Source organism: Olsenella sp. kh2p3 (assembly GCA_900119625.1).
Classification (GTDB): Bacteria; Actinomycetota; Coriobacteriia; order Coriobacteriales; family Atopobiaceae; genus Tractidigestivibacter.
In genome coordinates this window covers 219,443-240,883 of the sequence record FPKD01000001.1, presented here as the reverse complement: position 1 = coordinate 240,883, position 21,441 = coordinate 219,443, and the positions used below count along the sequence as shown (strand labels likewise).

Genomic DNA, 21,441 nt, shown 5'->3' with positions numbered 1-21,441 from the left:
CGGCGTCGAGGCAGGGTGGCTTGCGCCTAGGCCTCTCGCTCTTCTTGGACGATGAGGGCGGATACACCACGGTCGCCGTGGCGGTTGCACTGCTCGTGAGCATATCGCTGGTCTTTGCGGCCGCGTCTGCGGAGTGGGTGATGGCGCGCTCGTACGAGGTCCAGCCTGTGGCAGATGCCGCGGCCATGGCCGGAGCAAACTCCGTGGCAGCCTATGCCACCATTGCCAGGGTGCTTGATGCCTGCGTGCTCAGCCTGGGACTTCTCGGCGTGACGGTCTTTGGGGCGGGGCTCGTGCTCTCGTGCGTACCGGGTGCTGCAACCTTTGGGGGAAGCGTCTGCGATGCGGGAAGGAAGGTCCTCGATGCCCGGCGGGACTTCGCGAGAAGCGCATCGGAGGGCCTGGAACGTCTGGAAAAGGTGCTGCCGGCGGTCGTGGTTGCAAACTCGGCCGCCTGCGTCGCGGAGAACGCGCGGGCGCAGGGCCTGCCGTATGTTGGCTGTGCCATTCCGTTTCCCGTTGAGTCGCAGTCGGACTTCTCGTCCCTTGCTGCCGAAATCTCTTCGGACGAGATGGACAAGGATGCCGAGGAGCTTCGCGAGCTATCCCAGCAGGTAGACGCGGCAAAGTCCCTGGCAGACGCGGCGCGCTTGCGTGGGTGGACAGCGGATTGCGGTGGGACCCCCTATTGCCTGGAAGAGCGCGCCACCACACTTGCCGGCCTTGGGGGCGAGAGCAACCCGCACTATCCAAGCGCGGAGGGGTGGGGATTTGGCGTTCCCCTCCTGCGGGCTCGCGCCTATTACGCGGCGCGTGCGGTGCAGGAGAAGCCGCTCGACTCTACGGTTGAGGAGCTTACGAACTCCGCGGCACGGTCCGCCTTCTACGACTACGCGCTCGAGCAGGTGCGGGACGGAACCTACGAAGAGCATGAGGACGGTACGGTCCAGATCGACCTGCCAGACCTTCCGCATAACGTCGAAGAGACAAAGGCATCGAGTCTCTACACCGATGACCTCTGGCCCTGTACCGGGGAGGAGGCGGGAACGGTGCTCCACTCGTCACCTGCGTGTCCGGGCGCAACGGGCTCCTCGGCGGGACGCGCGTCCCTTCAGGACCTCGACGCTGGGGCGGTCAAGAGGTGCGAGACGTGCGGCATGGACCTTGCCGCCATGGGTGCGGTTGCCGCTGCGTCGACCTCGACGGACAACGGCTTCGAGCACTACTGGCGCGAGGTCGTGGCGGCATCTAAGGAGTACGAGGCCGCGCGCAACAAGCAGGCGGATGCCGAGAAGGACCTGCGCGACAAGGCAGAGGATGCGCGCAGCTCTTTCAAGCGCGCCGTGGACCAGCTCTCGGTCGTGCGGCCGCGCATCTGCCCTCCAGGAGCCTGGGGCTGCGTTGCCGTGGTCTCCAGGACGGAGACGACGACCGTTCCCACCGAGCTCACCGCCTCGTTTCTCTCCTCGGGAGAGCTTCCCGCGGGGTCTGCGGTATCGGCGGCGGCCCTGGCGCCAGACGAGTCGACAGCCGAGAACAACGTGCTCGCCAGCTTCTTTGACGGGGTCACGTCCCAGGGAACGGGCTCTGTGCTGGGAGGCGCCTTCGACGGCGTCTGCGAGCTCTGGGGGCGCCTGCTCGTGGGGTATGGCTCAAGGTACGATTCGGCTTCTGCCTCGGTGGGGGACTTTCTCGACAGGCTTGACAACGTGTTTGGCGGGACGGTGGGCTCGTGGCTGCGCGGCAAGATCAAGGAGACGGTCGCCGCCTGTGGCTTTGAACCCGTGGACATGAGGCTCATGAAGCCCGCGCTGGTGGGGTGGACTCGTGTGCTCGACCAATCCGGCTATGACGCGGCTGGCAAGGCGCGGCAGATGATTGAGGCGCTGCCTCCTGGGGCAAGCTCGTTCGACTTGGCAAAGACCCTGGGCGTCTGGGCGGCAGACTCCCTTGGCTACGGAGAGATCACTGTGGCGGAGCTCACCATTCCAGGGACAGACATCTCCATACCCCTGACCATCAGGCTCGATGACCTCTTGGAGGAATCATGAGCGGCCCTCGGGTGATGGTGGCTTGGCGCTGGTGGTACCACAGGTGCGAAGGGATGCAATCCGGGCAGATGACCGTGGAACTTGCCGTGCTGGTGCCCGTGGTCATCGTGGTTGCCCTGATCGTGGCGAACCTCATGGAGTTTGTCGACGCCTGCGAGGCCTTTGACCGTCTGAGCTTGGACGAGGTCATTGCCGAGGGTGTCTCTCCCGCAGGCGAGCAGAACGTGACGGCATCCGTTGCTGCGGTCGAGGATGCGCTTCGCGCGGCGCTTGGCCGTGAGGGCTCCTGCGATGTCGAGGTGAGGGCAGAGCGCATCTCGGCTGGGGAGGGCGTGGGCATGCTCTCTGTGGCGCCCCTCCTCACGCGCTACACCTGCACGTTGGTGTTTAGGCCGTGGCCCAGGGAGCTCCGTCTTCCGGGCATTACGTATTCCGCGCCGCTTGAGCTGCGGCACGAGCGGACGCTTGTCATCGATAGGTATCGTCCGGGGGTGGTGGTCTGATGAGGTGGATTTTCGTCCAAATAGAGAGCCCGGCGGTTGAGAAGGACTCTCCCACACTGGGGTTCAGGGTTCTCTCGTCCTGGTTCGAGCGGCTCGTGGGGCTTCTCGGCACCGGGCCATCCGCCCAGCCCGTGGTGCTCATGAGGTGCGGTTCTATCCACACGTACGGGATGGCCTATCCCATTGACGTGGCCCTTGTAGGCAGCCGTGGAGAGGTGCTTGCCTCCGAGCGGGCTCTGCCGCCATGCCGCGTCTTCTCCCACGCCGTGGCGTTCTGCGCCTTCGAGCGCCCGGCAAGTCCCTGCCCGTGGCCACTTGTGGGAGAGACACTGCGCGTGAACTCGCTCTTGTTTGAGCCAGAGAAATCGGCGCAACCGTGTGCTGCGCTCCCCGAACCGGTGAGGGAGGTGGCTGGGTCATGAAGGAGTACGCGACCAAGGTATGCCCGCGCTGCGGGGAGGAGCTCTTTGCCGACATGCACGTCTGCTACGGCTGCCTTTACGAGTTTCCGCCCGGGAGGGACGTTCCGACACCGGCTAGCCCAGCTGTGCCCAAGACAGAGGAGACGGCTTCTGTCGCCGAGGAGCCCTTGCTGCCAGAGCTTGTGGAAGACGAGCCGTTCCTCTGGGATGTGGGGTTGCCCCCTGCCGAGTCCGGCTGGGAGGACGACACGCTTGATCTCTCGGGCGTTGGCAATAAGGCAATCGCCACGGCTGCATCAAGCCCAGATACCCAGCCGTCCTCCCGTGAGGTGCTCTGCTGGGTGCGTACGCCCTCCATGGAGGTAAGGCTTCCCATACCCAATGAGGGCCTGGTCATAGGCCGTGATCAGACGTGCGACGTTGTGCTCCGCTCGCATGCCGTGTCCCGCTCGCACGTTCGGATACTTCCCGCGCAGGATGGGGAGGAGGGCATGCGCGTCATAGACTTGGGGGCCACCAACCCCGCGATATTTTCCGGGAGGGAGGTGAGGGGAGAGGTTCTCGTCCCCCTTGGCTGGACGGTCTCCATCTGCGGAGCCTTCGCCACGCCGGTGCCCGCCTAGGCATGAGTCTTGCTCTGGTATTCTGGGACCGCGATGCCACAAGGTCTTCCACAACCGTTCATTGGGGGATTCTATGAGTAACCGGCACCCCGCCGGCGTCCTTAGGCGCCGTAGGCCTGCGCTTCTCGTGCTTCCGCTCCTGGTCATGCTCTTTGCTCTTGTCCTTGGCGTCACTCCCGCACATGCGGATGACTACAGCATGGACCAGACGGACATCGATGCGACGCTGGACACGTCGGGTGGTCTTACCGTGACCGAAGTGCGAACCTTCGACTTCAGCGGGGACTTCCATGGCGTCTACTGGGAGATTCCCAAGGGGGAGAACAGCTCCAACGGGCGCACGGTGAGCGTCCAAGTGCTGGATGCTGGCATTGTCGAGAACGGCAACGCCCGCTCCTTCACGGAGTCCAACTCTGGCGCCAACGAGACCTACTCCATCACAGACGAGGGTTCCTATCTGCAAATCAAGCTCTACTCTGCCCAAAGTGACACAACGGTGCAGTTCTACGTGTCCTATTTTGCCGATGGGATAGCCACGCGTTGGTCGGACACGGGCGAGCTGTACTGGAAGTTTGTCTCTGACGGCTGGGATGCCGAGTCGCAAAACGTCACCTGCACCATCCACTTGCCCGTTCCGAGCGGAGAGTCCGTGGCGGGTGGTGACAACGTGCGGGCCTGGGGCCACGGCCCCCTGGATGCGAGCCTTGCATTCGACGGAAACGACGTGGTCTATTCCGTGCCGGGCGTCGGCACCAGCGAGTATGCCGAGGCGCGCATCACTTTCCCGGCAAGCTGGATCTCCGATTGCCCAGAGACCTCGGGTACGGTGCTCAGTTCCATCTTTGCGGAGGAGCAGAAGAACGCCGATGACGCAAACGCACGTCGCGCCGCGGCACGCGCGGCCGTGTATGGGGTCACAGGGCTCTGCTTGGCCGTTGCCGTGGCTGCCATCGTGGCAACCGCCATCGCAAGACGTCGCTACAAGGCCTCGCACACTGCGCAGTTTGACGACAAGTACTTCCGCGACGTGCCCACGGGCGACCACCCAGTTGTTCTCGCTATGCTCGCCACCGGCGAGGACCCCGGCTCCGACGGTCTCACCGCCTCGCTCATGCGCCTTACCGACGAGCACGCCGTGCAGCTTGACAAGGTCAAGGTGAGTAAGAAGAAGATGCTCGGTTCCAAGCAGTTCGACGACTACCGCGCGTCAATCGTGGGACCAATTCCCCAGGGGACCTTTGGCACGTCCGTGGAGTGCAAGTCCGCCAAGCGCGCGGATGAGGCTGCCGTGGAATTCCTCTTCCACCGCGTTGCGCGTAGGATACAGGCGCCTAACGACCCCTCGTACACCGGAAGCGAGCCTGCCCTGTACTTCTCGGCCATCAAGAAGTACGCAAAGTCCTCGCCAGAGGCGTACTCGGACGCCTACGAGTCCTGGCAGTCCTCGATCAGGGTTGAGTACCTCAAGCGCTTCGCAGGCAACGGCTCTCTCAAGGGGACGGGTCATGGGCTTGCCGTTGGGCTTAGTGCGTTCTCCATCCTTGCGGCATTCCTGGAGCTGTTCGTTGTTGGCATCATGTTCGAGGCCGACATCCTTCTCGCACTTGGCGTCACCGCGGTCTGCGGCGCAAGCGGTGGTATCTCGCTGTTCCTGCTCAGTGACAGGTTCTTCAAGGACATTAGTGTCGAGGGGGTCGAGACAAAGGCCAAGGTCCTGGCCCTCAAGCGCTGGCTCCAGGAGTTCACCCGCCTGGACGAGGCGGTGCCGAGCGACGTTATCCTCTGGAACCGCCTGCTGGTGATGGCGGTGGCGCTCGGCGTTGCGGACAAGGTCATCGAGCAGCTCAAGGTTGCCATGCCGGAGCTCATCGATGATCCAGACTTTATGCCGATTTACTACTGGTACTACATCGGCCAGCCGGGTGTGGGCTCTCCCGCAGATGTCTTCAGCGGTGCTATCCACGATGCTTCTGTGGCTGCGATTGCCAACTCGGTCGACGCAAGCGGCAGCGGCGGGGGAGGCGGCTTCTCCTCTGGCGGAGGGGGCGGCTTTGGCGGTGGCGGAGGCGGCGGCGCGTTCTAGCGTCGGCAGCTGCTAAGCCGCAGCTCCGCAGCTCAAGGTTTCGCACCTATCCGGATTCTGGAACCCAACGAACGGCCCCGTCGCCGTACGACTTTGCAGTTCTCTCAGCTCCCTGGGCGCGCAACCTCGTGGAATCGAATATCATCAGAGCGGACTATGCAAGCGCTTACCAAACGCCCCGGCGTATCGAGCGGGGCGTTTGGTGTGGACATGGCAGTCGGGTGGCAAGGCGCCGCCCGTGCCGCCCGGAAGCGGGCGAAGGGAGAGCAATGTACAACGTGCGCATGATTGGCGAGGACACCTGGTGGCTGGGCGCGTCTGATCGCAGGATTCAGCTGTTCGAGAACACCTACCCCGTGCCCAACGGCATGTCCTATAACAACTACCTCATCATGGACGAGAAGACCTGCCTGCTCGATGGCGTGGATGAGTCTGTCTCGCGTCAGTTCGAGGAGAACCTCGCCCACGTTCTCGACGGCCGTCCCCTGGACTACCTGGTGATCGACCACATGGAGCCCGACCACTGCGCCGTTATCCCCGACCTTGTCCGCAGGTGGCCCAACCTCAAGCTCGTCGGCACCCCCAAGGCCTTCGACCTTGTCCGCCAGTTCCATGGCTTTGACCCCACGCCGCACGCCATCAAGGTCAAGGAGGGCGACACTCTCTCGCTTGGCCGCCACACGCTGCAGTTTGTCCTCGCCCCCATGGTCCACTGGCCGGAGGTCATGGTGAGCTACGACCAGCTCACGGGCACGCTCTTCTCGGCAGACGCCTTTGGTGCGTTTGGCGCCACCGGTGGCGCCATCTTTGCCGACGAGGTCGACTGGGAGCGCGACTGGGCGGACGAGGCGCGCCGCTACTACACCAACATCGTGGGCAAGTACGGCATGCAGGTGACGTCGCTGCTCAAGAAGGCCTCCAAGCTGGACATCAAGGAGATTGCGCCGCTGCACGCGCACATCTGGCGCCGCGACTTCGACCAGATTCTCTCCCGCTACCAGAAGTGGGCCGCCTACGAGCCCGAGGACAAGTCCGTTGCCATCTTCTACGGCTCCATCTACGGCGGTACCGCCAACGCGGCGGACATCCTCTCGACCAAGCTTGCCGAGGCGGGCGTGCACGACGTTCGCGTCTACGACGTCTCTAAGACCCCTGTTTCCGAGATGGTCTCGCAGTCCTTCCGCTCGCCGGTGCTGGTCTTTGCCTCTGCCACGTACAACATGGGCATCTTCGACGGCATGCGCGAGCTTCTCGAGGACCTCAACGCCCACGCGATGAAGAACCGCACCGTCGGCGTTATCTACAACGGCTCGTGGGCGCCGCAGGCGGGCTCGCTCATGCTCGACGCCATCCAGCGCATGAAGGGCATGGAGGTGCTCGACCCCGAGGTGCATGTGACTTCCGCGGTGGACGAGGGCGCGCTTGAGCAGATCGATGCCCTTTCCGCTGCTATTGTGGCGAAGCTGGCGGAGTAGGGAAGACGGTCAGTTCCAAGTTTGCCGCCGAACGACAATGTTGCGGCCCGCGGCGCCTGTGCGTCGCGGGTCGTTTTGGCGAGAAGTACGTAGGGCAAGGTTTTGCGGGCGTTACTTGTCTCCCCCGAACGTGATGAAGAGCCCCGTGAAGAACTTGGGCCCCTTCTTGCTGGGCTTGCGCTCGACGGGTGGCCTCTCGGGCTTCTTGTACTTTGCGTTCTTGGCTTCGGCTAGCTCGCGCGCGACGTTCTCCTGGACCTCCTGCCAGCGCTTCTCGGCCTTGGCCTTTGCCTCGGGGGACTCGTCGTAGACGTAGTGAAGTAGAGAGTCCATGACCTCCTTACGTCCTTCATCTCCCGGGAGAAGTCTGCGCATCTTTCCGACCCGCTCAAGTTGCTTCTCGAGCTCCTCCTCGCCCTCCTGTGCGTAGTCGTGCTCCTCGACGGAGAGGACGTGCCAGGAACCGTCCGATTGCCGACCTCAAGTTCAGGAAGCGCATGCGATTGATATGGCGTGCGCGGGGCATCCCGCGCGAGGCGCAGGCCCGCTTCATGTGGGAGCCGAGAAAGGACGCCGTGAGGACCGCGAGGGAAGCGAGGTGCATCGTCAACGACCTGCTGGGGAGGGTCAGGCCGGGCGACTTCGTGATTATCGACTGCCTATACATGCTGCTGCACGGCGGCGCCGAGAACTCCGCGCAGACCTTGCAGCCGATGGTCATGGAGTTCGACCGCCTACTCACGGAGGGCGGATGCTCCGGCGCGCTGCTGGTCCATCATCAGGCTAAGGGCGCTAGCGGGCAGAAGGCCGTAATCGACCGTGGCGCGGGGTCCGGCGTCGTGTCGCGGTTCGTCGACAACGTGTTCTCGCTCGATTACCTGGACGCGGACGAGGAGGACGAGTTCATCCGCCAGGCCGGGGAGCAGAAGCTCCGCCCGCGCTGCCTGTCGTGCGTCATGCGCAACGCGGAGGAGGACGAGAGCGTGGACTTCCTGTTCGGCGGGCCGCGCCTGGTGACGGACGCGGGCGGAGACCTGTCCCGCTACTACGTCAGCGGAAGCCCACAGGCGAACGGCGCTCACAGCGCACGGGGCAACCGGGAGCGCGCCGAGCAGGATTGGGCGGCGAAAGCCGAGCTGGTGGGCGCGGCGCTAGAGGAGGCCGCGCGGGAGGGCGCGTCGCCCACGCCCGAGTACGTGTCCGCCTACTACCAGGCCCACCACGGCGAGCACGGGCTGGGCAAGAAGGCGGGGCTGGGGACCATCCGCAACTGGCTCAAGCCTGGCTGCACGAGCCTCCCGTTCCACACAGAGGGGGGCGTGGTCGTTCCGGACGAGTCCGGGGGCGAGGGGCAGCAGGAGGCGGCGCACGGACGAGCACCCCTATAGGGGCTACCGTTCGTGCGTGCGTCCCGCCCGACGAACGTACGAACAGACTCTCTTTAGCGCCGGTCGTTCGTTCGTGCGCGCGAGCCGGGGGAGGCGCGCCGCGTGTGGGATGCCACGCCCCGAGGCCCCAAACCCCCTCGCCGCTCGAACCGCCCCGACCGGCGCACAAGCCCCGGATTCCGAGCGACGGCGCATTATTTTTTTCTGTGGGAGGGCATGCCGCCATGACGAGGAGGCGCGCCCCGGAGTGGCTAAGGCCGGGTGGATTGCTGGATTTGGTGTACATCTTGGTGTACAGCGTGGTGTACATGAGGCTCGAAATAAGAAGCCCGCCTACCGTTTTCGCAGGTAGGCGGGCCTTTTTTACTGGTGGCGGGGAAGGGAGTCGAACCCCTGACACGGGGATTTTCAGTCCCCTGCTCTACCAACTGAGCTACCCAGCCAAAGGCTTGCTCTTGCAAGCTCGTTTACTATACCAAACCGTACGGAAACGTCAACGAGAATCTTTGCAATGCCGAGAAAATCACCGTGTGGAGCCGCGTTAGAAGGCAAAGCGTTGGTGGCATTGAAGGTCTGCGCTGCTTCTAGGTTGCATCGAACTGCTCCTCGTTGCACTAAATTCCTTGCGATTGCGCCGAACTGCGCCTCGTTACATGTCTTATTCGCAACCGGGGCCGCCCTCGGAAGTGGTTGCGCATTTGATTTGCTATTCTACCTGGGCGTTCGCGGCATCCTCGGACTGCCGCTAACTGGGGTGTGCCCGAATCCGTGTGTAACGAAGGACAGTTCGGTGCACGAGAACCCAGAAATGTGTAACGAGGGCGAGTTCGATGCGACTTTATTGCCCCGCCACGCTCCCGTCTGGCATTGCGGACCAGAAGAGTAACAGTTAACCTGCGAGGCCAGGCACGGTTGGGTTACAAAGTGCTCAGATACCACGGCGCTGCACCCGGCATGTGCGGCGAGGAGACGCCGCCCTGCTCCCACTCCCGCTTCCGCAAGCCGTAGGCCGGTATTTCTGAGACTCCGTTGGCCCCTACGCTAGGCGGAAGGACTTCCCGTCCTCGTCGAACGCCACGGGCTTCGACCTCCCAGCAAAGTACGAGCTCACGACCTCGCGCGCCGCCGCCAGCACGGCGGCATCGTCCTTCTCGGCCACCGCCTCGCGGCTCACCTCCACCCACAGCGACTGCCCGCCGCATGCATCGCGCAGGCGTACGCGCGCCGGTACCCCAGCATTGAGTAGAGCCTCGTTCACATCGGCAATCTCAAGGATGTTCACGACCTTCATTTCCCACGCCCCTTCTCGCGCATCCACGCGAAGAAAAACTGCTGCTGGATTCCGCCCCACCGCGAGTCCCACGTTACGTGGTGTTCGCGCTCCGCCCGCTTGATCCAGGTGTCGCGCGGCACCGCCTCGAGGTACCCCAGCCCAAAGAGGCAGATGCAGCTTGCCACCTTGGGGCCAATGCCGGGGCTCTCCTCAAGTTCCGCCATGGACTCCTCAAGCGAGACGTCCCGCCGGTCAATCCGCGCGGGATACCAGGCCTGCGCCCGCGCCGCAAGCGCCTCGAGATAGGGCCTCCTGTAACCCAGCTTGAGCCCTTCAACAAACGCCTCGTTGCCGAGAAGCGCCGACAGCCGGCCTGGCCCCGGTACGCATCCTCCGCCGGCGTCGAGCAGCGCGTCCATCGTCCGCTGGATGCGCACGATGTTCGAGTTTTGCGACACCACAAAGCTCACGGCCGTGTCCCACCAGTCCTGGGCGAGCACGCGAATCCCGGTACCCACTTCCATGACCTCGGCCGGCATGGCTAGCTCTCCCAGGATCTTCTCGTAGTCTATGTCCAGGGCCAGGTAGTGGCGCCAGAAGGCAAGCTCGTCGGTATCGACCTCGCTCTCGTCCATGTGCCGCACGTAGACCGTGCCCTTCTCGGCGTCGCCCTCCTGCGAGAGCAAACACCGCCGGTGCCCGCTGGCAACGAGCCACCCGTTCTCGGCGTGCCGCCACGTAAACACCTGTCCCGAAGTGGCAATGGCATCCAGCGAGAAGAGCGTTGTCGCGATCGCTGCCATGCGGTCGCCTAGAAGCGCACGGAGAACTCGGTCTCGCCCGGCACGGGCGGGATGTCCTCCTTGGAGTCGATGGTGTAGCTGATGGGGAAGCGCCGGTAGCTCTCGAGCAGTCGCGTGAAGAACGTGGCCACGGCCTCGCTTGGCCCCTGGAGCTCCATGCTTACCGAGCCGTCGGGCTCGTTTCTCACCCAGCCGGTAAGCCCCAGGTCAAAGGCCACGCGCTGGCTGGTCCACCTAAAGCCCACGCCCTGGACCTGCCCCACGAAGCGCACGTGGATCCGCCGCGTGTCGCCGCCCGCAGCCGCGCCGCCCGCAGCCGCGCCGTTTTCGACCTCGTTCCTGTTCCTTCTCGCGAACATAGCGTCTCCCTTGAGTGCCTGCCGCCATCACGCTCGCCCGGCGGTAAGCTCTCCGTTTATCGTGGTTGTTGCCTGTGCAAACGACCCCACGCGCGGGTACGCTTACAATACTACCCGGACAACAAGGGCGACCGAGGAGACCACATGGCGACAAAGTGCAACATCATGACGGACTCGTGCTGCGACTTTTCTCCCGAGGAGGTCGAGCAGGCGGGCATCACGTGCCTCTCGTTCACCTATACCGAGGCAGGCAAGCCCGACGGCGGCCTCTCCGGCGTCGATGACCTCTTCCAGTCCCGCTCGGCGCACGAGTTCTACTCTGCCATCGAGAACGGCGCCTGCCCCATGACCTCGCAGCCCTCCCAGATGGTCTACGAGGAGGCGTTCGAGAAGGCCATTGCCTCTGGCGTCCCCACGGTTCACTTTGCCCTCTCGAGCGGCATCTCCGGTGCGTACAACGGTGCCGTGACGGCGCTTGACCGCGTGCGCGAGAAGCACGGCGGCACGCTTCCCACGCCCATCTACGTGGTCGACTGCCTCATAGGATCCACCACGCAGAACCTCTTCATCCACGCCGCCATCGAGAAGCGCGACCAGGGTCTGACGGCCGAGGAGCTGGTTGCCTGGGCAGAGGACGCGCGCTTCCACGCTCACACCATCTTCATGGTGGACAACCTCGACGCGCTCCACCGCGGCGGCCGCATTCCCAAGTCCGTCGCCGTGGTCGGCGGCCTTCTCGACGTGAAGCCGCTCCTCACCTTCAACCTCGACGGCTCGCTGGCAATCATGGGCATGGCGCGTGGCCGCAGGAAGGCCATGCGCAAGATGGCCGAGTTCTACGAGGACTTCCACGACTCGTCCTACGAGGGCCACGTGGTGGCAATTGGCGACGCGGACTGCGTGGCCGACGGCGACTCGCTCGCGCGCATGCTCAAGCCCACCGAGCACGAGCTCAAGGTCTACCGCTCGAGCATTGGCCCCACCATCGGCTGCCACGTGGGTCCCGGCATGTACTCCTGCTGCTTCTGGGGGCCGGATCGCCGCGACGACAAGTACAACGACGCCAAGAACAAGGGCAAGGCGGCCAAGTAGGCGCCGTGCCTCTCGCTAACGTTTTCCGGGCCGCACCGCGGCCCGTTACCATTTCAGGGGGTCTGCGATGAGCTGGACACGAAGGGAATTCCTCGAGCTTGCATCGGCCGGTGCCGCAAGCATGGGCCTTGCCGCCTGCAGCGCTCCCGCGCGGCAGCAGACCGATGACACCTCGGACCAAACCTCCGCCGAGACCACCACACAGCCCACGGAGAACGTGGATCTGGGTGAGTTCAAGAGCCTGGCGCTCGACACGTCTGCCTGGAAGTACGATGCGGACAACGACGTCTACTACCAGCTGGGCCTTACCTACTGCCTGAAGCCCGCCACGACGGCCTACGAGTCCCTGGCGATCTTTGTTCCCGGCAAGTTCTTCACGGCCGAGAAGAAAGGCGACACCTACTCCTGCACGGTGAACGAGAAGGCCGTGGTGGGCGGCTTCACGCCGTCCACGGCGCCCGTCCTTCTCCCCATCAACAGCGGCACGCTCTCTCCACAGGCAAGCCCCACGAAGTACGGCTACGACGGCCTGGGTACCTTCCTCGACGCCGGCTGCGTCTACGTGTACGCGGGCTTCCGCGGCAGGAGCGCCGGCTATGACTCCTCGACCGGCTCCACTGACCTCTATCCCGGCGGCGCGCCCTGGCCTGTGGTCGACCTCAAGGCCGCCATTCGCTACCTCCGCTACAACAAGGATGCGCTTCCCTGTGACACCTCGCGTGTCTTCTCGTTTGGCTTCTCTGCCGGCGGCGGCGTGAGCGCGCTGCTCGGCTCTGCTGGAGACGCCGAGATTTACAAGCCCTACCTGGACTCCATTGGCGCCATCACGCACGATGCCGAGGGCAACGCCGTCTCGGACGCCGTCTTTGGCAGTGCGTCGTGGTGCCCCGTCACCTCCTTCGACACGGCCGACGCGTCCTACGAGTGGATGATGGGGCAGTTCTCGACGGCCGGCAACCGTGCGGACGGCACGTGGACGGCCTCGCTCTCGCAGGGTCTGGCCACGGACTACGCAAGCTACATCAATGCGATGGACCTGCGCGACTCCGACGACTCCCAGCTCACGCTCGACGAGTCCGAGGGCAGCGTCTACACGCTTGGCTCCTACGCAAGCCAGCTCCTCTCGATTCTCGACGAGTCTGCCACCAACTTTGTCTCGGACACCACGTTCCCGTACACGTACACGCCGCAGCACATGGACGACCCAAGCTTCCCGGGCGACCCCAACCTTGCCACCACACGCGCGACCGAGGCCGCCGTTGCTGCGGCCAAGCAGGAGGCACAGTCCTCGGCTGCCACGGACGCCCAGGGCGAGGGCGCCAGCACGGACGCCGCGAGCTCGGCTGACGCCGCCGCCACGACCACCACGACGCTCCCTACGGGTACCACGCAGGTGCAGTCGACCATCTACGACACCGTGCAGAACTACTTCGCGGCGCTCAACTCCGACTACTGGTGGATCAACTACAACGTGAGCCGCCAGACGGTCTCAATCTCGAGCCTGCGCGACTTCTCGACGCACCTTTGCCCCGCCGAGCTCTCCGTTCCCGCATTCGATGCAGCTGACCGCTCCACAAAGACCAACCAGCTCTTTGGCATCGGCGAGGAGAGCACCCTGCACTTTGACCAGATGGTTGGCGATCGCGTGGCGGCAAACGCGGATGCCTACGCCTCGCTGGAGGGCTGGGACGAGTCCTATGCCACGGCCTGGCAGGACGACCTCGAGAAGACCGACTCCCTCGACACCGACATCCCCACGCGCGTCTCCATGGTCAACCCGCTCTACTTCCTGAGCGGCACCTACGGTGGTTACGGCACGGGTTCGGTGGCGCCGCACTGGCGCGTGAACGAGGGCGTCTTTGACACCTCGACCTCTCTTGCCACCTCGGCCAACCTGGTGCTGGCGCTGCGACACTTCAGCGGAGTCGAGGACGTCTCCTACGTGCCCGTGTGGGGGCAGGGCCACGTGATGGCCGAGCGCTCGGGCACCGCGAGCGACAACCTCCTCTCGTGGGTTGCCTCCTGCTGCGAATGAGACAAAGGGAGTTTCCCTTTGTCTCATGAATGCGCCCCCGGTAGATGGGATACCGGGGGCGCTCGCGTATGGCAGCAAGGCTGGAGGAAGGGAGACAGCCTACCTGCCTGTGAAGAAGTCCACGATGGCGTTCCAGATGTCGAGAAGGACGTTTCCGGTGCCAGTGTTGGCGTTGCTTCCGCTCTCGGCGGCCTCTGCCGAGGAGTCCGTGGCGGCGCTTGGCTGCGCGGTGCCAGTCGCGCCGGCGGTGGTGCTGTCACCCATGGCAAACGTGGTGCTCGTGCCGTACTCTGCGTCGAAGGCGCTGCGGTCGATGAGGTCCGTCGCCGCGCTTGAGGCACCGCTGCCGTCGTAGGTGGTCGAGTAGGAACCCGTCACGGTGACGGTGAGGCTCGAGTCGCCCTGGACCACGGTCTGGCCGTTGGCCACGATGGTCACGGCCTTGCCGCTCTCGTCCACCACGCTCCCGCCCTCGGCTACGTTGAGCTCCGAGACGGTCGAGTCTGCCGTCACCACCCAGGTCGACCCGTCGTCCACGTTCACGGTGATGGGGGAGTCGCTGGTGGAGCCGTTGGCGTTCTCGGTGATGGAAGCGGCGCCGGTCCAGGTGCTGTTGCCCGTGAGGTAGAGCGCCAGCGATGAGATGGTGTCCACGCTCACGTTACCCTTGACGTTCTCGTCCGCAAGCGTGAGCGTTGCCGTGCCGCCGTTGGAGCTAGCCGTGCCCCAGTTGTTGGAGTCGTTGCCCTCCACCTGGATGAGGTTGGCCGCCGAGGAGTCGTAGTCGAGCGTCGTGCCCTGTAGCAGGATGTTTGCTGTGGTGTTGGTCACGTAGAAGAACGTGCCGGACTGTATGGCGCTCGAAAGCGTGGAGCCAACCGCCTGGAAGGTTGCCGCCTCGCCGGTGGTGGACTCGGCGTCACCCGAGGTGGACTGATAGATGATGACCGCGTTGGCAACAGGGTCGGAGGCGGTCTTGTCGGTGATGGTGCTCGAGAGGGTCGAGTTGTTGATGAGAATGGTGTTGAGTCCCTCCATGCCGGCTATCTGGCTGCCGGTGGCCGTGCCCGTCACGCCCGAGACCTCTATGTCGCCGGTCGAGTAGAGCAGGGGAGAGCCGGAACCCGCGGTCGAGAGCGTGGAGTTGGTCACCGAGATGTTGCCGCCGCCGCGGTCGGTGGCGATGCTCGCGCTGTGGTCGCCCTGGGTCGAGATGCCCATCTCGTTTGCGATGATGGTGCCGTCGTAGGTGGCGTCAAGCCCGCGCGAGTTGCCGGCCGAGGTGGTGATGGTGTCCCCGTTTGCGTAGACGGTCGCGCCGTCGGTGGCAAAGATTGCGTTGGAGCCCTCGCTCGTGGCGTCGAGCTCGGAGTTCGAGACCTTCGCGGTAGAGCCGTCGCCCGTGGCGAGAAGGATCGAGTTCACGCCGTAGAAGTTGCAGTTGTCTCCGTTGGTGTCGTCGCCGGACTTCTCGAGCGTGACGCCCGAGAGCGCAAGCGTGCCGCCGTTCTCCGCCAGGGCTGCGTTCGCGTCGGCGTCGGTTGCGGTGATGGTCTGGTCCGAGGCCTCCTGGCTGTCTCCGTCTGCCGTGAGCGCGCCGGAGAGCGTGCCCGTGTAGTCGTACGCCATCGTGTTGGCACCACCAGTGCCACCGCCTCCTCCGCCAGGCATGCTGCCGCCGGCGTCACCTGGGGCAGACCCGCCGCCCGAGGGAGGCTCGCCTGTGGGTTGGCTCGTCGCCGTGCTGGAGCCAGAGCTGCTGCTTGTGCCCTCGGCCAGCGCGGGCAGGGGAGACATCGAGATGAGCAGCGCTCCCGTGACAACTGCGACGCCCGCCTTGCGCATGATCGAGTCCCTGCGTTCAAACGCTTCACTTCTCATGGTGTCCCTCCTCGTCTGGAGTTGCTGTTGGCCACAGTATGTCCAGCCGAGAAGGGCGCGTTGGCGTCGCGTGCGCAATGACAACAGGCTGGCATAACGTTGAACTGATGCTCAAAGCAACCTGCCGTGAGGCTGAAATGAGACAAAGGGAGTTTCCCTTTGTCTCACTCTCGCCCTACGGGCCTTTCACATGTGGCTGGTATGGTGATGGCGCTGACAGACCCCACGACGATTGGCGCACCCATGGACCAGGACAACCAGGATACGTTTGGCGAGAACAACGTACGTACGGCATACGCGGCCATCACAAGGCGCGGCTTCATGGGCCTGGCGCTTGCTGCGGCGTCCTTCTCGCTTGCCGCCTGCGGAGCCTCCTCCAGCGCGAGCGGAGAGGGGAGCGCAAGCACCTCCTCGTCCTCTTCGGACACGTCGTCTAACTCCTCGACGAGCAGCGATGCTACGGACACTAGCGACCAGCCCACGGGCCCCTACGCCTCGGGCGTCCACCACGCTACCATCGAGGTCACGGACTACGGCACCATCTCGGTTGCCTTGAACGCCAACGTCGCCCCCATCACCGTGTCCAACTTTGCCGACTTGGTCGAGCAGGGCTTCTACAACGGGCTCACCTTCCACCGTGTGGTGAAGGACTTCATGATCCAGGGCGGCGACCCCAACGGCGACGGTACCGGCGGCTCGGGGACCACCATCAAGGGCGAGTTCTCGGCAAACGGGGTGAAGAACGACATCGCCCACGTGCGCGGCACCATCTCGATGGCGCGTTCGTCGGACTACAACTCGGCCAGCTCGCAGTTCTTCATCGTCCAGAAGACGGCGGCCTCGCTCAACGGACAGTACGCCGCCTTTGGCAACGTGACGGACGGCATGGACGTGGTTGACGCCATTGTGAATGCGACTGCCGACAAGGGCGATTCCAACGGGATTCTCTCCAAGGAAGATCAGCCCGTCATTGCTTCCATCACGATGGTCGACTAGGGACGTGCTCTAAGGCAGGGACGTCGGCTTATCGCGACTGCCCTGCCTTGCTGTTGCTAGCTTGCGGCGAGGATGTGCATTGCTTTCTCGATTGCCGCATCTCGGATGAACGTTGACTTGTTGACTCCGCTTGCCTCTGCGGCGCGGGCAATGAGCTCTGCACCAGACTTTGGACACTTGAAGGACAAGTTAGCGTTCGCCTCATCCGAGAGACGCGGGCGGCCTGCGCGTATGGTGGTGAGATGCCCATCCCAGCTGCCGTCCTCCCAGGCTTTTGCGCGCTGTTCGATTTCCTCGTCGGTAAGGACGTGGCCATTGGGAAGCTTGTACTCTGCCATGGCTACTCCCTTCTCTCATTTCTTTTGACCTCTGCTTTAACCCTTTTTGATACGGGCGTATTTGCGTGATATATGAGCCAGCCTTGGGTGGTCATTGTTCCTACCATCTCAACCTCTCACCCGTGTTTATCCCTTCCTATCCAGAGATACTCCGGGAAATTGGGGCTTTCCGGTCGCAAGGCCTCGTAATAGGAGTGCTCCCAAGCGTACCTAACGTCTTCCACGGACAGTTGCGGATGCTCTCTTGTGATGCGGGGATGCACTATTGGTTCATCCATATGCTATCCCTACTCCTAGTACCCGATTTACTACTACAATATTCTACTACGTTATTATAAATTGGCTGAGCGCGTGACTGCGACGGGGGAGTTGGGATTGGCATAGGGACAATGGAATCCGCCCCGTACCCACGCCACAACGAAATAAACCACACAAGATAGTGTGCTTTGCCGCAATAGGCAAGGACATATATCCAAACGGTATAGAAAACGACGTTATCGTGCTAATATCATATGCATGAGAAAGGAGTTTTCGCATGTATGAGATTGGTGAGTACGTTGTCCATCCCGGTCAGGGCGTGTGCCGCGTTGAGGATGTGACAGATGGTCCCACCCCCTGCTACCAGCTCATGCCCGTTGGGGAGCGCCATCCCATGCGCATCAGCTATCCCGTCTCCAGCGAGTCTCGCCTGCGCCCGGTTCTCTCGGCGGAGGAGGCCCGTGCCATCATCGACGAGTACCCCACTATGGAGGTGGAGTCCTACTCCGAGCACAGTGGAACCCTGGAGGAGCAGCACTTCAAGGACGAGATTCGCCGTGGTAGCTGCCAGGACTCCGTACGCATCGTAAAAACCTTCCGCGAGCGCATCGACGAGGTCAAGTCCCGCAACAAGAAGCCGCCCGTTGCCTTTGACCGCATCCTCAAGCTGGCAACGGCCCGTTCGCTCCAGGAGCTCTCCGTTGTGCTTGACACCACGCCCGAGGACGTCCAGGCGCTCTTCGAGGGCGCGCTTGATGCCGCTGACGAGGAGAACTAGCTAGCGCGTTTCCAGACACTTTTCGCATGCAAAGCCGGCCGCCACGCGCGGCTGGCTTTCTTGTTGCCAACGGCGTTCTCGCAGCAGGCAGCCACCACATTCTTTCCGCTGCGTTGCCATTCTCGCCAAAGCGTGGGCAAAGCGCTCACCTTGGGTAGAATTGGTCTCACTCAACCTTATGGCCTCGACCAAGGAGGATTCGTGCCCACCGCAGACGAGACAGACCAGAACCGCGCGATCATCACCGTCCTGGGGCATGACCGCCCGGGCATCGTTGCAGCAGTGTCCACGGAGCTCTCTGAGCGTTCCGCCAACATCCTCGACATCTCGCAGACCATCCTCCAGGGCACGTTCACGATGACCATGCTCGTGGACCTGGCACAGGTCAAGACAGACTTCTCCGAGCTCAAGGGTGCCCTCGACGCGCTCTCGGAGCGCCTGGGCGTCCAGATTCGCATTCAGCGCGAGGAAGTCTTCCGCTACATGTACCGCCTGTAGCTCCTCTCAGCGCAAGCTAACGGTCTTCGGCGCGTCCGTCTCGCGGTGCGGGACGGCGAGAAAGGTGTTAGGCCATGCCCCTCTTCAAGTCAAACCGCAGCAGGAACGAGGTCTTTGGGCCCATCCTCTCGACGCTCGACACCTCCGCCATGACGCACGTGGCGGATGCCTACCCCATGCCGTCCAAGGCCCTGGGCCGTCCCGCCGTCTCCGATGGCCTCTATGACGGCTACAAGGACGCCGACGTCCTGGACGGCGACCTCTACAGCCGTTACGACGTGAAGCGCGGCCTGCGCAACGCCGATGGCTCCGGCGTGCTCGTGGGTCTCACTACCATCTCGAACGTCCACGGCTACACCAAGGAGAACGGCGTGGTCGTGCCCGACAAGGGTGACCTCATCCTTCGTGGCTACCACATTGATGACCTGGTGGCAGGACCGCAGCGCGAGGACCGCTTTGGCTACGAGGAGGTGGCCTACCTCGTGATCACCGGGCACCTGCCCACTACCGCCGAGCTGGACGATTTCCGCGCTCGCATCGACTCGCGCAGGCAGCTGCCCGACGGCTACCTCTCGATCTTCCCCCGCACCACGTACAGCCACTCGATCATGAACGTGCTGCAGCGCGCCACGCTCCTGCTGTACGCCTTCGACCCCACGCCGGACGACACCTCGCCCGAGCACGAGATTGACGTGGCCCTCTCGCTCCTTGGCCGCTGGCCGCGCACGGCAGCTGTGGCCCATGCCGCAAGCGTGGCGGCCATGAACGAGGACCGCCTGGTGGTGCCGCCCGCGCGCGAGGGCTTCTCGATGGCCGAGACGGTGCTCGACGTGCTTCGCGGTGACGAGGGCTTCACGCACGACGAGGCCATGATGCTCGATGTGATGCTCATGCTCCACGTGGAGCATGGCGGCGGCAACAACTCCACCTTCACCACGCGCGTGCTCTCGTCCTCGGGGACCGACGCCTACTCCGCCTATGCGGCGGCGCTGGGCTCGCTCAAGGGGCCCAAGCACGGCGGCGCCAACTTCAAGGTTGGCCAGATGATTGACGACATTGGCTCCCACGTGGCCGACTGGACCAACGACGACGAGGTGGCGGGCTATCTCGAGAAGATCGTCCGCGGCGAGGCCTTCGACAAGACCGGCCTCATCTACGGCCTTGGCCATGCGGTCTACACACTCTCCGACCCCCGCGCACAGCTGGTCAAGCGTTATGCGCGCAAGCTTGCGCACAGCAAGGGCGCCGAGGACAAGCTCGACCTCATCGAGAGCATCGAGCGCCTGGGGCCCGAGGTCATGCGCAACGTCAAGGGCACCAAGAAGCCCATCTGCGCCAACATCGACATGTACACGGGCTTTGTTTACTCCATGCTGGGCGTGCCCAAGGACCTCTACACGCCCATCTTTGCCATGGCGCGCGTTGCCGGCTGGGCGGCGCACCGCATGGAGGAGCTCTACGGCGCGGGCCGCATCATCAGGCCGGCATATCGCTCTGTCTTCGACATGCGCGAGTACGTGCCGCTTGAGGAGCGCGATGACGCCGCGGGCGAGAAGGGCGCCGCAGGCGAGAAGGACGCTGGCGTGACAGATGGGCAGTAGCTCTCGCACTGATGCGCAGGGCGCCCCCGTGCGCCCGCGCATCGTCTTCTCGGACATGGACGACACCTTCCTTGCACCTGATAAGTCGCTGCTGCCGCGCAACATGGCTATGCTCGACCGCCTGGCCGAGGAAGGCATCGAGTTTGTGCCCTGCACGGGACGCGCGTGGCACGCGATTCCGCCCGAGGTCCGCCGCCATCCGGCGACGCACTACGGCGTGCCTTCGGACGGCTCCGTGGTGATCGATGCCGCGTCCGAGAAGGTCCTTCTCGACCAGAGCCTGGGCGCACGGCGCGCGCTGGCACTGCTCTCGCGCGTGGGCGGGCTTCTCGACCGCATGACCTTCGATGTGTTTGCCGATGGCCGCGTGCTTACCAACAGGGCGAGCTGGGAGCTTATCGGGCAGCTGGGGCTGTCCGCGGCCCAGACTGCGTACATGCAGGCGTCGCGCACGCTGGTGGACAAGCCACTCGAGCAGGTGATCCTCGACGCTCGCACGGTCGAGCGCGTAGGCATGTGCTGGGGCGTTGGCGCTGGCGCGCGCGAGGTCGCCTGTGCTGCGCGCTTGGCCGTGGAGGAGGACCCCACGCTGCGGCACACGGGTTCCTACGGGAGCGCCATCGAAGTGGTGGACGCGTGGGCGTCGAAGGGCTCCGCGCTGGCGTGGCTCTGCGACAGGCTTGGCATTGCGCGCGAGCAGAGCGTGGCGTTTGGCGACTCGCCCAACGACCTGGAGATGATTCGCGCGGCGGGGGACGGCGTGGCCGTGGGCAACGCGTGCGAGGCGCTGCTCGCCGAGGCAGACCACGTGACGGCGACCAACGCCGAGAGCGGCTTTGCGACGTACCTGGAGGCGCTTCTCGGGTAAGTGGTTCTCTCGGCTCGGTGACGCAGATGGGCGCGTTTTGGCAGCAAACCTGTACGAGATGCACCTTCCGGCGCCGTTTTGACGCCCGTAGGCACGTTCTAGCAGCAAGTGCGTAC

20 protein-coding genes and 1 tRNA gene are annotated in these 21,441 nt (G+C 64.0%); 14 read left to right on the top strand and 7 right to left on the bottom strand.

All coding sequences use genetic code 11. The annotated features are described in order from the left end of the window. The first annotated feature begins 20 nt into the window (after positions 1-20). The 6 genes from BT122_RS01065 to BT122_RS01040 all read left to right on the top strand — a co-directional run bounded on the left by BT122_RS01065 (position 21) and on the right by BT122_RS01040 (position 7,157). The gene (locus tag BT122_RS01065) at positions 21-2,051 is read left to right on the top strand and encodes a hypothetical protein (RefSeq protein ID WP_072354233.1); all 2,031 of its coding nucleotides are present in this window, start codon (positions 21-23) and stop codon (positions 2,049-2,051) included. Further along, on the top strand, positions 2,048-2,554 hold the full coding sequence (locus BT122_RS01060; protein WP_286130276.1) for a hypothetical protein: 507 nt from the start codon (positions 2,048-2,050) through the stop codon (positions 2,552-2,554). Before BT122_RS01065 ends, BT122_RS01060 begins: the two co-directional genes overlap by 4 nt. Further along, positions 2,554-2,976 (top strand): DUF192 domain-containing protein, encoded by a 423-nt coding sequence (locus BT122_RS01055; RefSeq protein WP_072354231.1) that lies wholly within the window; start codon positions 2,554-2,556, stop codon positions 2,974-2,976. Before BT122_RS01060 ends, BT122_RS01055 begins: the two co-directional genes overlap by 1 nt. After that, positions 2,973-3,599 (top strand): FHA domain-containing protein, encoded by a 627-nt coding sequence (locus BT122_RS01050; RefSeq protein WP_072354230.1) that lies wholly within the window; start codon positions 2,973-2,975, stop codon positions 3,597-3,599. The genes BT122_RS01055 and BT122_RS01050 overlap by 4 nt, the downstream gene beginning before the upstream one ends. Positions 3,600-3,672: 73 nt before the next feature. Continuing rightward, positions 3,673-5,682 carry a DUF2207 domain-containing protein gene (locus tag BT122_RS10930; protein WP_072354229.1) on the top strand — a complete coding sequence of 670 codons (2,010 nt, stop codon included), beginning with the start codon at positions 3,673-3,675 and terminating at the stop codon, positions 5,680-5,682. Between the two features lie 269 nt (positions 5,683-5,951). Beyond that, positions 5,952-7,157, top strand: a complete 1,206-nt coding sequence (locus BT122_RS01040) for an FprA family A-type flavoprotein (protein WP_072354228.1) — start codon at positions 5,952-5,954, stop codon at positions 7,155-7,157. Positions 7,158-7,268: 111 nt separating this feature from the next. Here BT122_RS01040 and BT122_RS01035 read toward each other — a convergent pair whose 3' ends face one another. Then, the gene (locus tag BT122_RS01035) at positions 7,269-7,490 is read right to left on the bottom strand and encodes a hypothetical protein (protein ID WP_072354227.1); all 222 of its coding nucleotides are present in this window, start codon (positions 7,488-7,490) and stop codon (positions 7,269-7,271) included. 164 nt (positions 7,491-7,654) lie between these two features. Here BT122_RS01035 and BT122_RS01030 point away from each other — a divergent pair, with 164 nt between their 5' ends. Continuing rightward, positions 7,655-8,545 carry an AAA family ATPase gene (locus tag BT122_RS01030; RefSeq protein ID WP_072354226.1) on the top strand — a complete coding sequence of 297 codons (891 nt, stop codon included), beginning with the start codon at positions 7,655-7,657 and terminating at the stop codon, positions 8,543-8,545. Between the two features lie 367 nt (positions 8,546-8,912). On the opposite strand, the gene BT122_RS01025 is transcribed toward BT122_RS01030, so the two are convergent. The 4 genes from BT122_RS01025 to BT122_RS01010 all read right to left on the bottom strand — a co-directional run bounded on the left by BT122_RS01025 (position 8,913) and on the right by BT122_RS01010 (position 10,980). Further along, positions 8,913-8,988, bottom strand: a tRNA-Phe gene (locus BT122_RS01025). A gap of 593 nt (positions 8,989-9,581) precedes the next feature. After that, on the bottom strand, positions 9,582-9,836 hold the full coding sequence (locus BT122_RS01020; protein WP_072354225.1) for an RDAC family protein: 255 nt from the start codon (positions 9,834-9,836) through the stop codon (positions 9,582-9,584). Further along, a complete protein-coding gene (locus tag BT122_RS01015) occupies positions 9,833-10,621 on the bottom strand; it encodes a DNA glycosylase (protein ID WP_072354224.1) in 789 nt (262 codons plus the stop codon). The genes BT122_RS01020 and BT122_RS01015 overlap by 4 nt, the downstream gene beginning before the upstream one ends. 8 nt (positions 10,622-10,629) lie before the next feature. Then, the gene (locus BT122_RS01010) at positions 10,630-10,980 is read right to left on the bottom strand and encodes an acylphosphatase (protein ID WP_072354223.1); all 351 of its coding nucleotides are present in this window, start codon (positions 10,978-10,980) and stop codon (positions 10,630-10,632) included. Between the two features lie 144 nt (positions 10,981-11,124). Here BT122_RS01010 and BT122_RS01005 point away from each other — a divergent pair, with 144 nt between their 5' ends. Together BT122_RS01005 and BT122_RS01000 are read left to right on the top strand one after the other, a co-directional pair. Continuing rightward, positions 11,125-12,072, top strand: a complete 948-nt coding sequence (locus BT122_RS01005) for a DegV family protein (RefSeq protein ID WP_072354222.1) — start codon at positions 11,125-11,127, stop codon at positions 12,070-12,072. A 67-nt stretch (positions 12,073-12,139) separates the two neighbouring features. After that, positions 12,140-14,107, top strand: a complete 1,968-nt coding sequence (locus BT122_RS01000; protein WP_072354221.1) for a subtype A tannase — start codon at positions 12,140-12,142, stop codon at positions 14,105-14,107. A 99-nt stretch (positions 14,108-14,206) separates the two neighbouring features. On the opposite strand, the gene BT122_RS00995 is transcribed toward BT122_RS01000, so the two are convergent. Continuing rightward, positions 14,207-15,988 (bottom strand): beta strand repeat-containing protein, encoded by a 1,782-nt coding sequence (locus BT122_RS00995; RefSeq protein ID WP_072354220.1) that lies wholly within the window; start codon positions 15,986-15,988, stop codon positions 14,207-14,209. A gap of 159 nt (positions 15,989-16,147) precedes the next feature. Between BT122_RS00995 and BT122_RS00990 the strand changes: the two genes are divergently transcribed. Beyond that, complete coding sequence (locus BT122_RS00990) at positions 16,148-16,984, top strand: peptidylprolyl isomerase (RefSeq protein ID WP_286130275.1); 837 nt, start codon at positions 16,148-16,150, stop codon at positions 16,982-16,984. Between the two features lie 56 nt (positions 16,985-17,040). Here the strand turns inward: BT122_RS00990 and BT122_RS00985 are convergent, their stop codons facing one another. After that, on the bottom strand, positions 17,041-17,322 hold the full coding sequence (locus BT122_RS00985; RefSeq protein ID WP_072354219.1) for a ribbon-helix-helix protein, CopG family: 282 nt from the start codon (positions 17,320-17,322) through the stop codon (positions 17,041-17,043). Between the two features lie 535 nt (positions 17,323-17,857). Between BT122_RS00985 and BT122_RS00980 the strand changes: the two genes are divergently transcribed. The 4 genes from BT122_RS00980 to BT122_RS00965 all read left to right on the top strand — a co-directional run bounded on the left by BT122_RS00980 (position 17,858) and on the right by BT122_RS00965 (position 21,325). Further along, complete coding sequence (locus tag BT122_RS00980; protein WP_072354218.1) at positions 17,858-18,358, top strand: CarD family transcriptional regulator; 501 nt, start codon at positions 17,858-17,860, stop codon at positions 18,356-18,358. A gap of 201 nt (positions 18,359-18,559) precedes the next feature. Further along, positions 18,560-18,856, top strand: coding sequence for an ACT domain-containing protein (locus BT122_RS00975; RefSeq protein WP_032111072.1), 297 nt, complete (start codon positions 18,560-18,562; stop codon positions 18,854-18,856). Between the two features lie 74 nt (positions 18,857-18,930). Then, the gene (locus BT122_RS00970; RefSeq protein WP_083432237.1) at positions 18,931-20,457 is read left to right on the top strand and encodes a citrate synthase; all 1,527 of its coding nucleotides are present in this window, start codon (positions 18,931-18,933) and stop codon (positions 20,455-20,457) included. Further along, positions 20,447-21,325: an HAD family hydrolase gene (locus BT122_RS00965; RefSeq protein WP_072354217.1), complete on the top strand. Its 879-nt coding sequence runs from the start codon at positions 20,447-20,449 to the stop codon at positions 21,323-21,325. Before BT122_RS00970 ends, BT122_RS00965 begins: the two co-directional genes overlap by 11 nt. Positions 21,326-21,441: the final 116 nt, after the last annotated feature.

Excerpts from the sequence above, each read along its gene's own strand:
- BT122_RS01055 (WP_072354231.1), top strand. The coding sequence starts at position 2,554 with ATGAGGTGGATTTTCGTCCAAATAGAGAGCCCGGCGGTTGAGAAGGAC.
- BT122_RS00965 (WP_072354217.1), top strand. The coding sequence starts at position 20,447 with ATGGGCAGTAGCTCTCGCACTGATGCGCAGGGCGCCCCCGTGCGCCCG.
- BT122_RS00995 (WP_072354220.1), bottom strand. The coding sequence starts at position 15,988 with ATGAGAAGTGAAGCGTTTGAACGCAGGGACTCGATCATGCGCAAGGCG.
- BT122_RS01000 (WP_072354221.1), top strand. The coding sequence starts at position 12,140 with ATGAGCTGGACACGAAGGGAATTCCTCGAGCTTGCATCGGCCGGTGCC.
- BT122_RS01050 (WP_072354230.1), top strand. The coding sequence starts at position 2,973 with ATGAAGGAGTACGCGACCAAGGTATGCCCGCGCTGCGGGGAGGAGCTC.
- BT122_RS10930 (WP_072354229.1), top strand. The coding sequence starts at position 3,673 with ATGAGTAACCGGCACCCCGCCGGCGTCCTTAGGCGCCGTAGGCCTGCG.
- BT122_RS01060 (WP_286130276.1), top strand. The coding sequence starts at position 2,048 with ATGAGCGGCCCTCGGGTGATGGTGGCTTGGCGCTGGTGGTACCACAGG.
- BT122_RS01005 (WP_072354222.1), top strand. The coding sequence starts at position 11,125 with ATGGCGACAAAGTGCAACATCATGACGGACTCGTGCTGCGACTTTTCT.
- BT122_RS00970 (WP_083432237.1), top strand. The coding sequence starts at position 18,931 with ATGCCCCTCTTCAAGTCAAACCGCAGCAGGAACGAGGTCTTTGGGCCC.
- BT122_RS01010 (WP_072354223.1), bottom strand. The coding sequence starts at position 10,980 with ATGTTCGCGAGAAGGAACAGGAACGAGGTCGAAAACGGCGCGGCTGCG.
- BT122_RS01020 (WP_072354225.1), bottom strand. The coding sequence starts at position 9,836 with ATGAAGGTCGTGAACATCCTTGAGATTGCCGATGTGAACGAGGCTCTA.
- BT122_RS01040 (WP_072354228.1), top strand. The coding sequence starts at position 5,952 with ATGTACAACGTGCGCATGATTGGCGAGGACACCTGGTGGCTGGGCGCG.
- BT122_RS00980 (WP_072354218.1), top strand. The coding sequence starts at position 17,858 with ATGTATGAGATTGGTGAGTACGTTGTCCATCCCGGTCAGGGCGTGTGC.
- BT122_RS01035 (WP_072354227.1), bottom strand. The coding sequence starts at position 7,490 with ATGGACTCTCTACTTCACTACGTCTACGACGAGTCCCCCGAGGCAAAG.
- BT122_RS00985 (WP_072354219.1), bottom strand. The coding sequence starts at position 17,322 with ATGGCAGAGTACAAGCTTCCCAATGGCCACGTCCTTACCGACGAGGAA.
- BT122_RS01030 (WP_072354226.1), top strand. The coding sequence starts at position 7,655 with ATGCGATTGATATGGCGTGCGCGGGGCATCCCGCGCGAGGCGCAGGCC.
- BT122_RS01015 (WP_072354224.1), bottom strand. The coding sequence starts at position 10,621 with ATGGCAGCGATCGCGACAACGCTCTTCTCGCTGGATGCCATTGCCACT.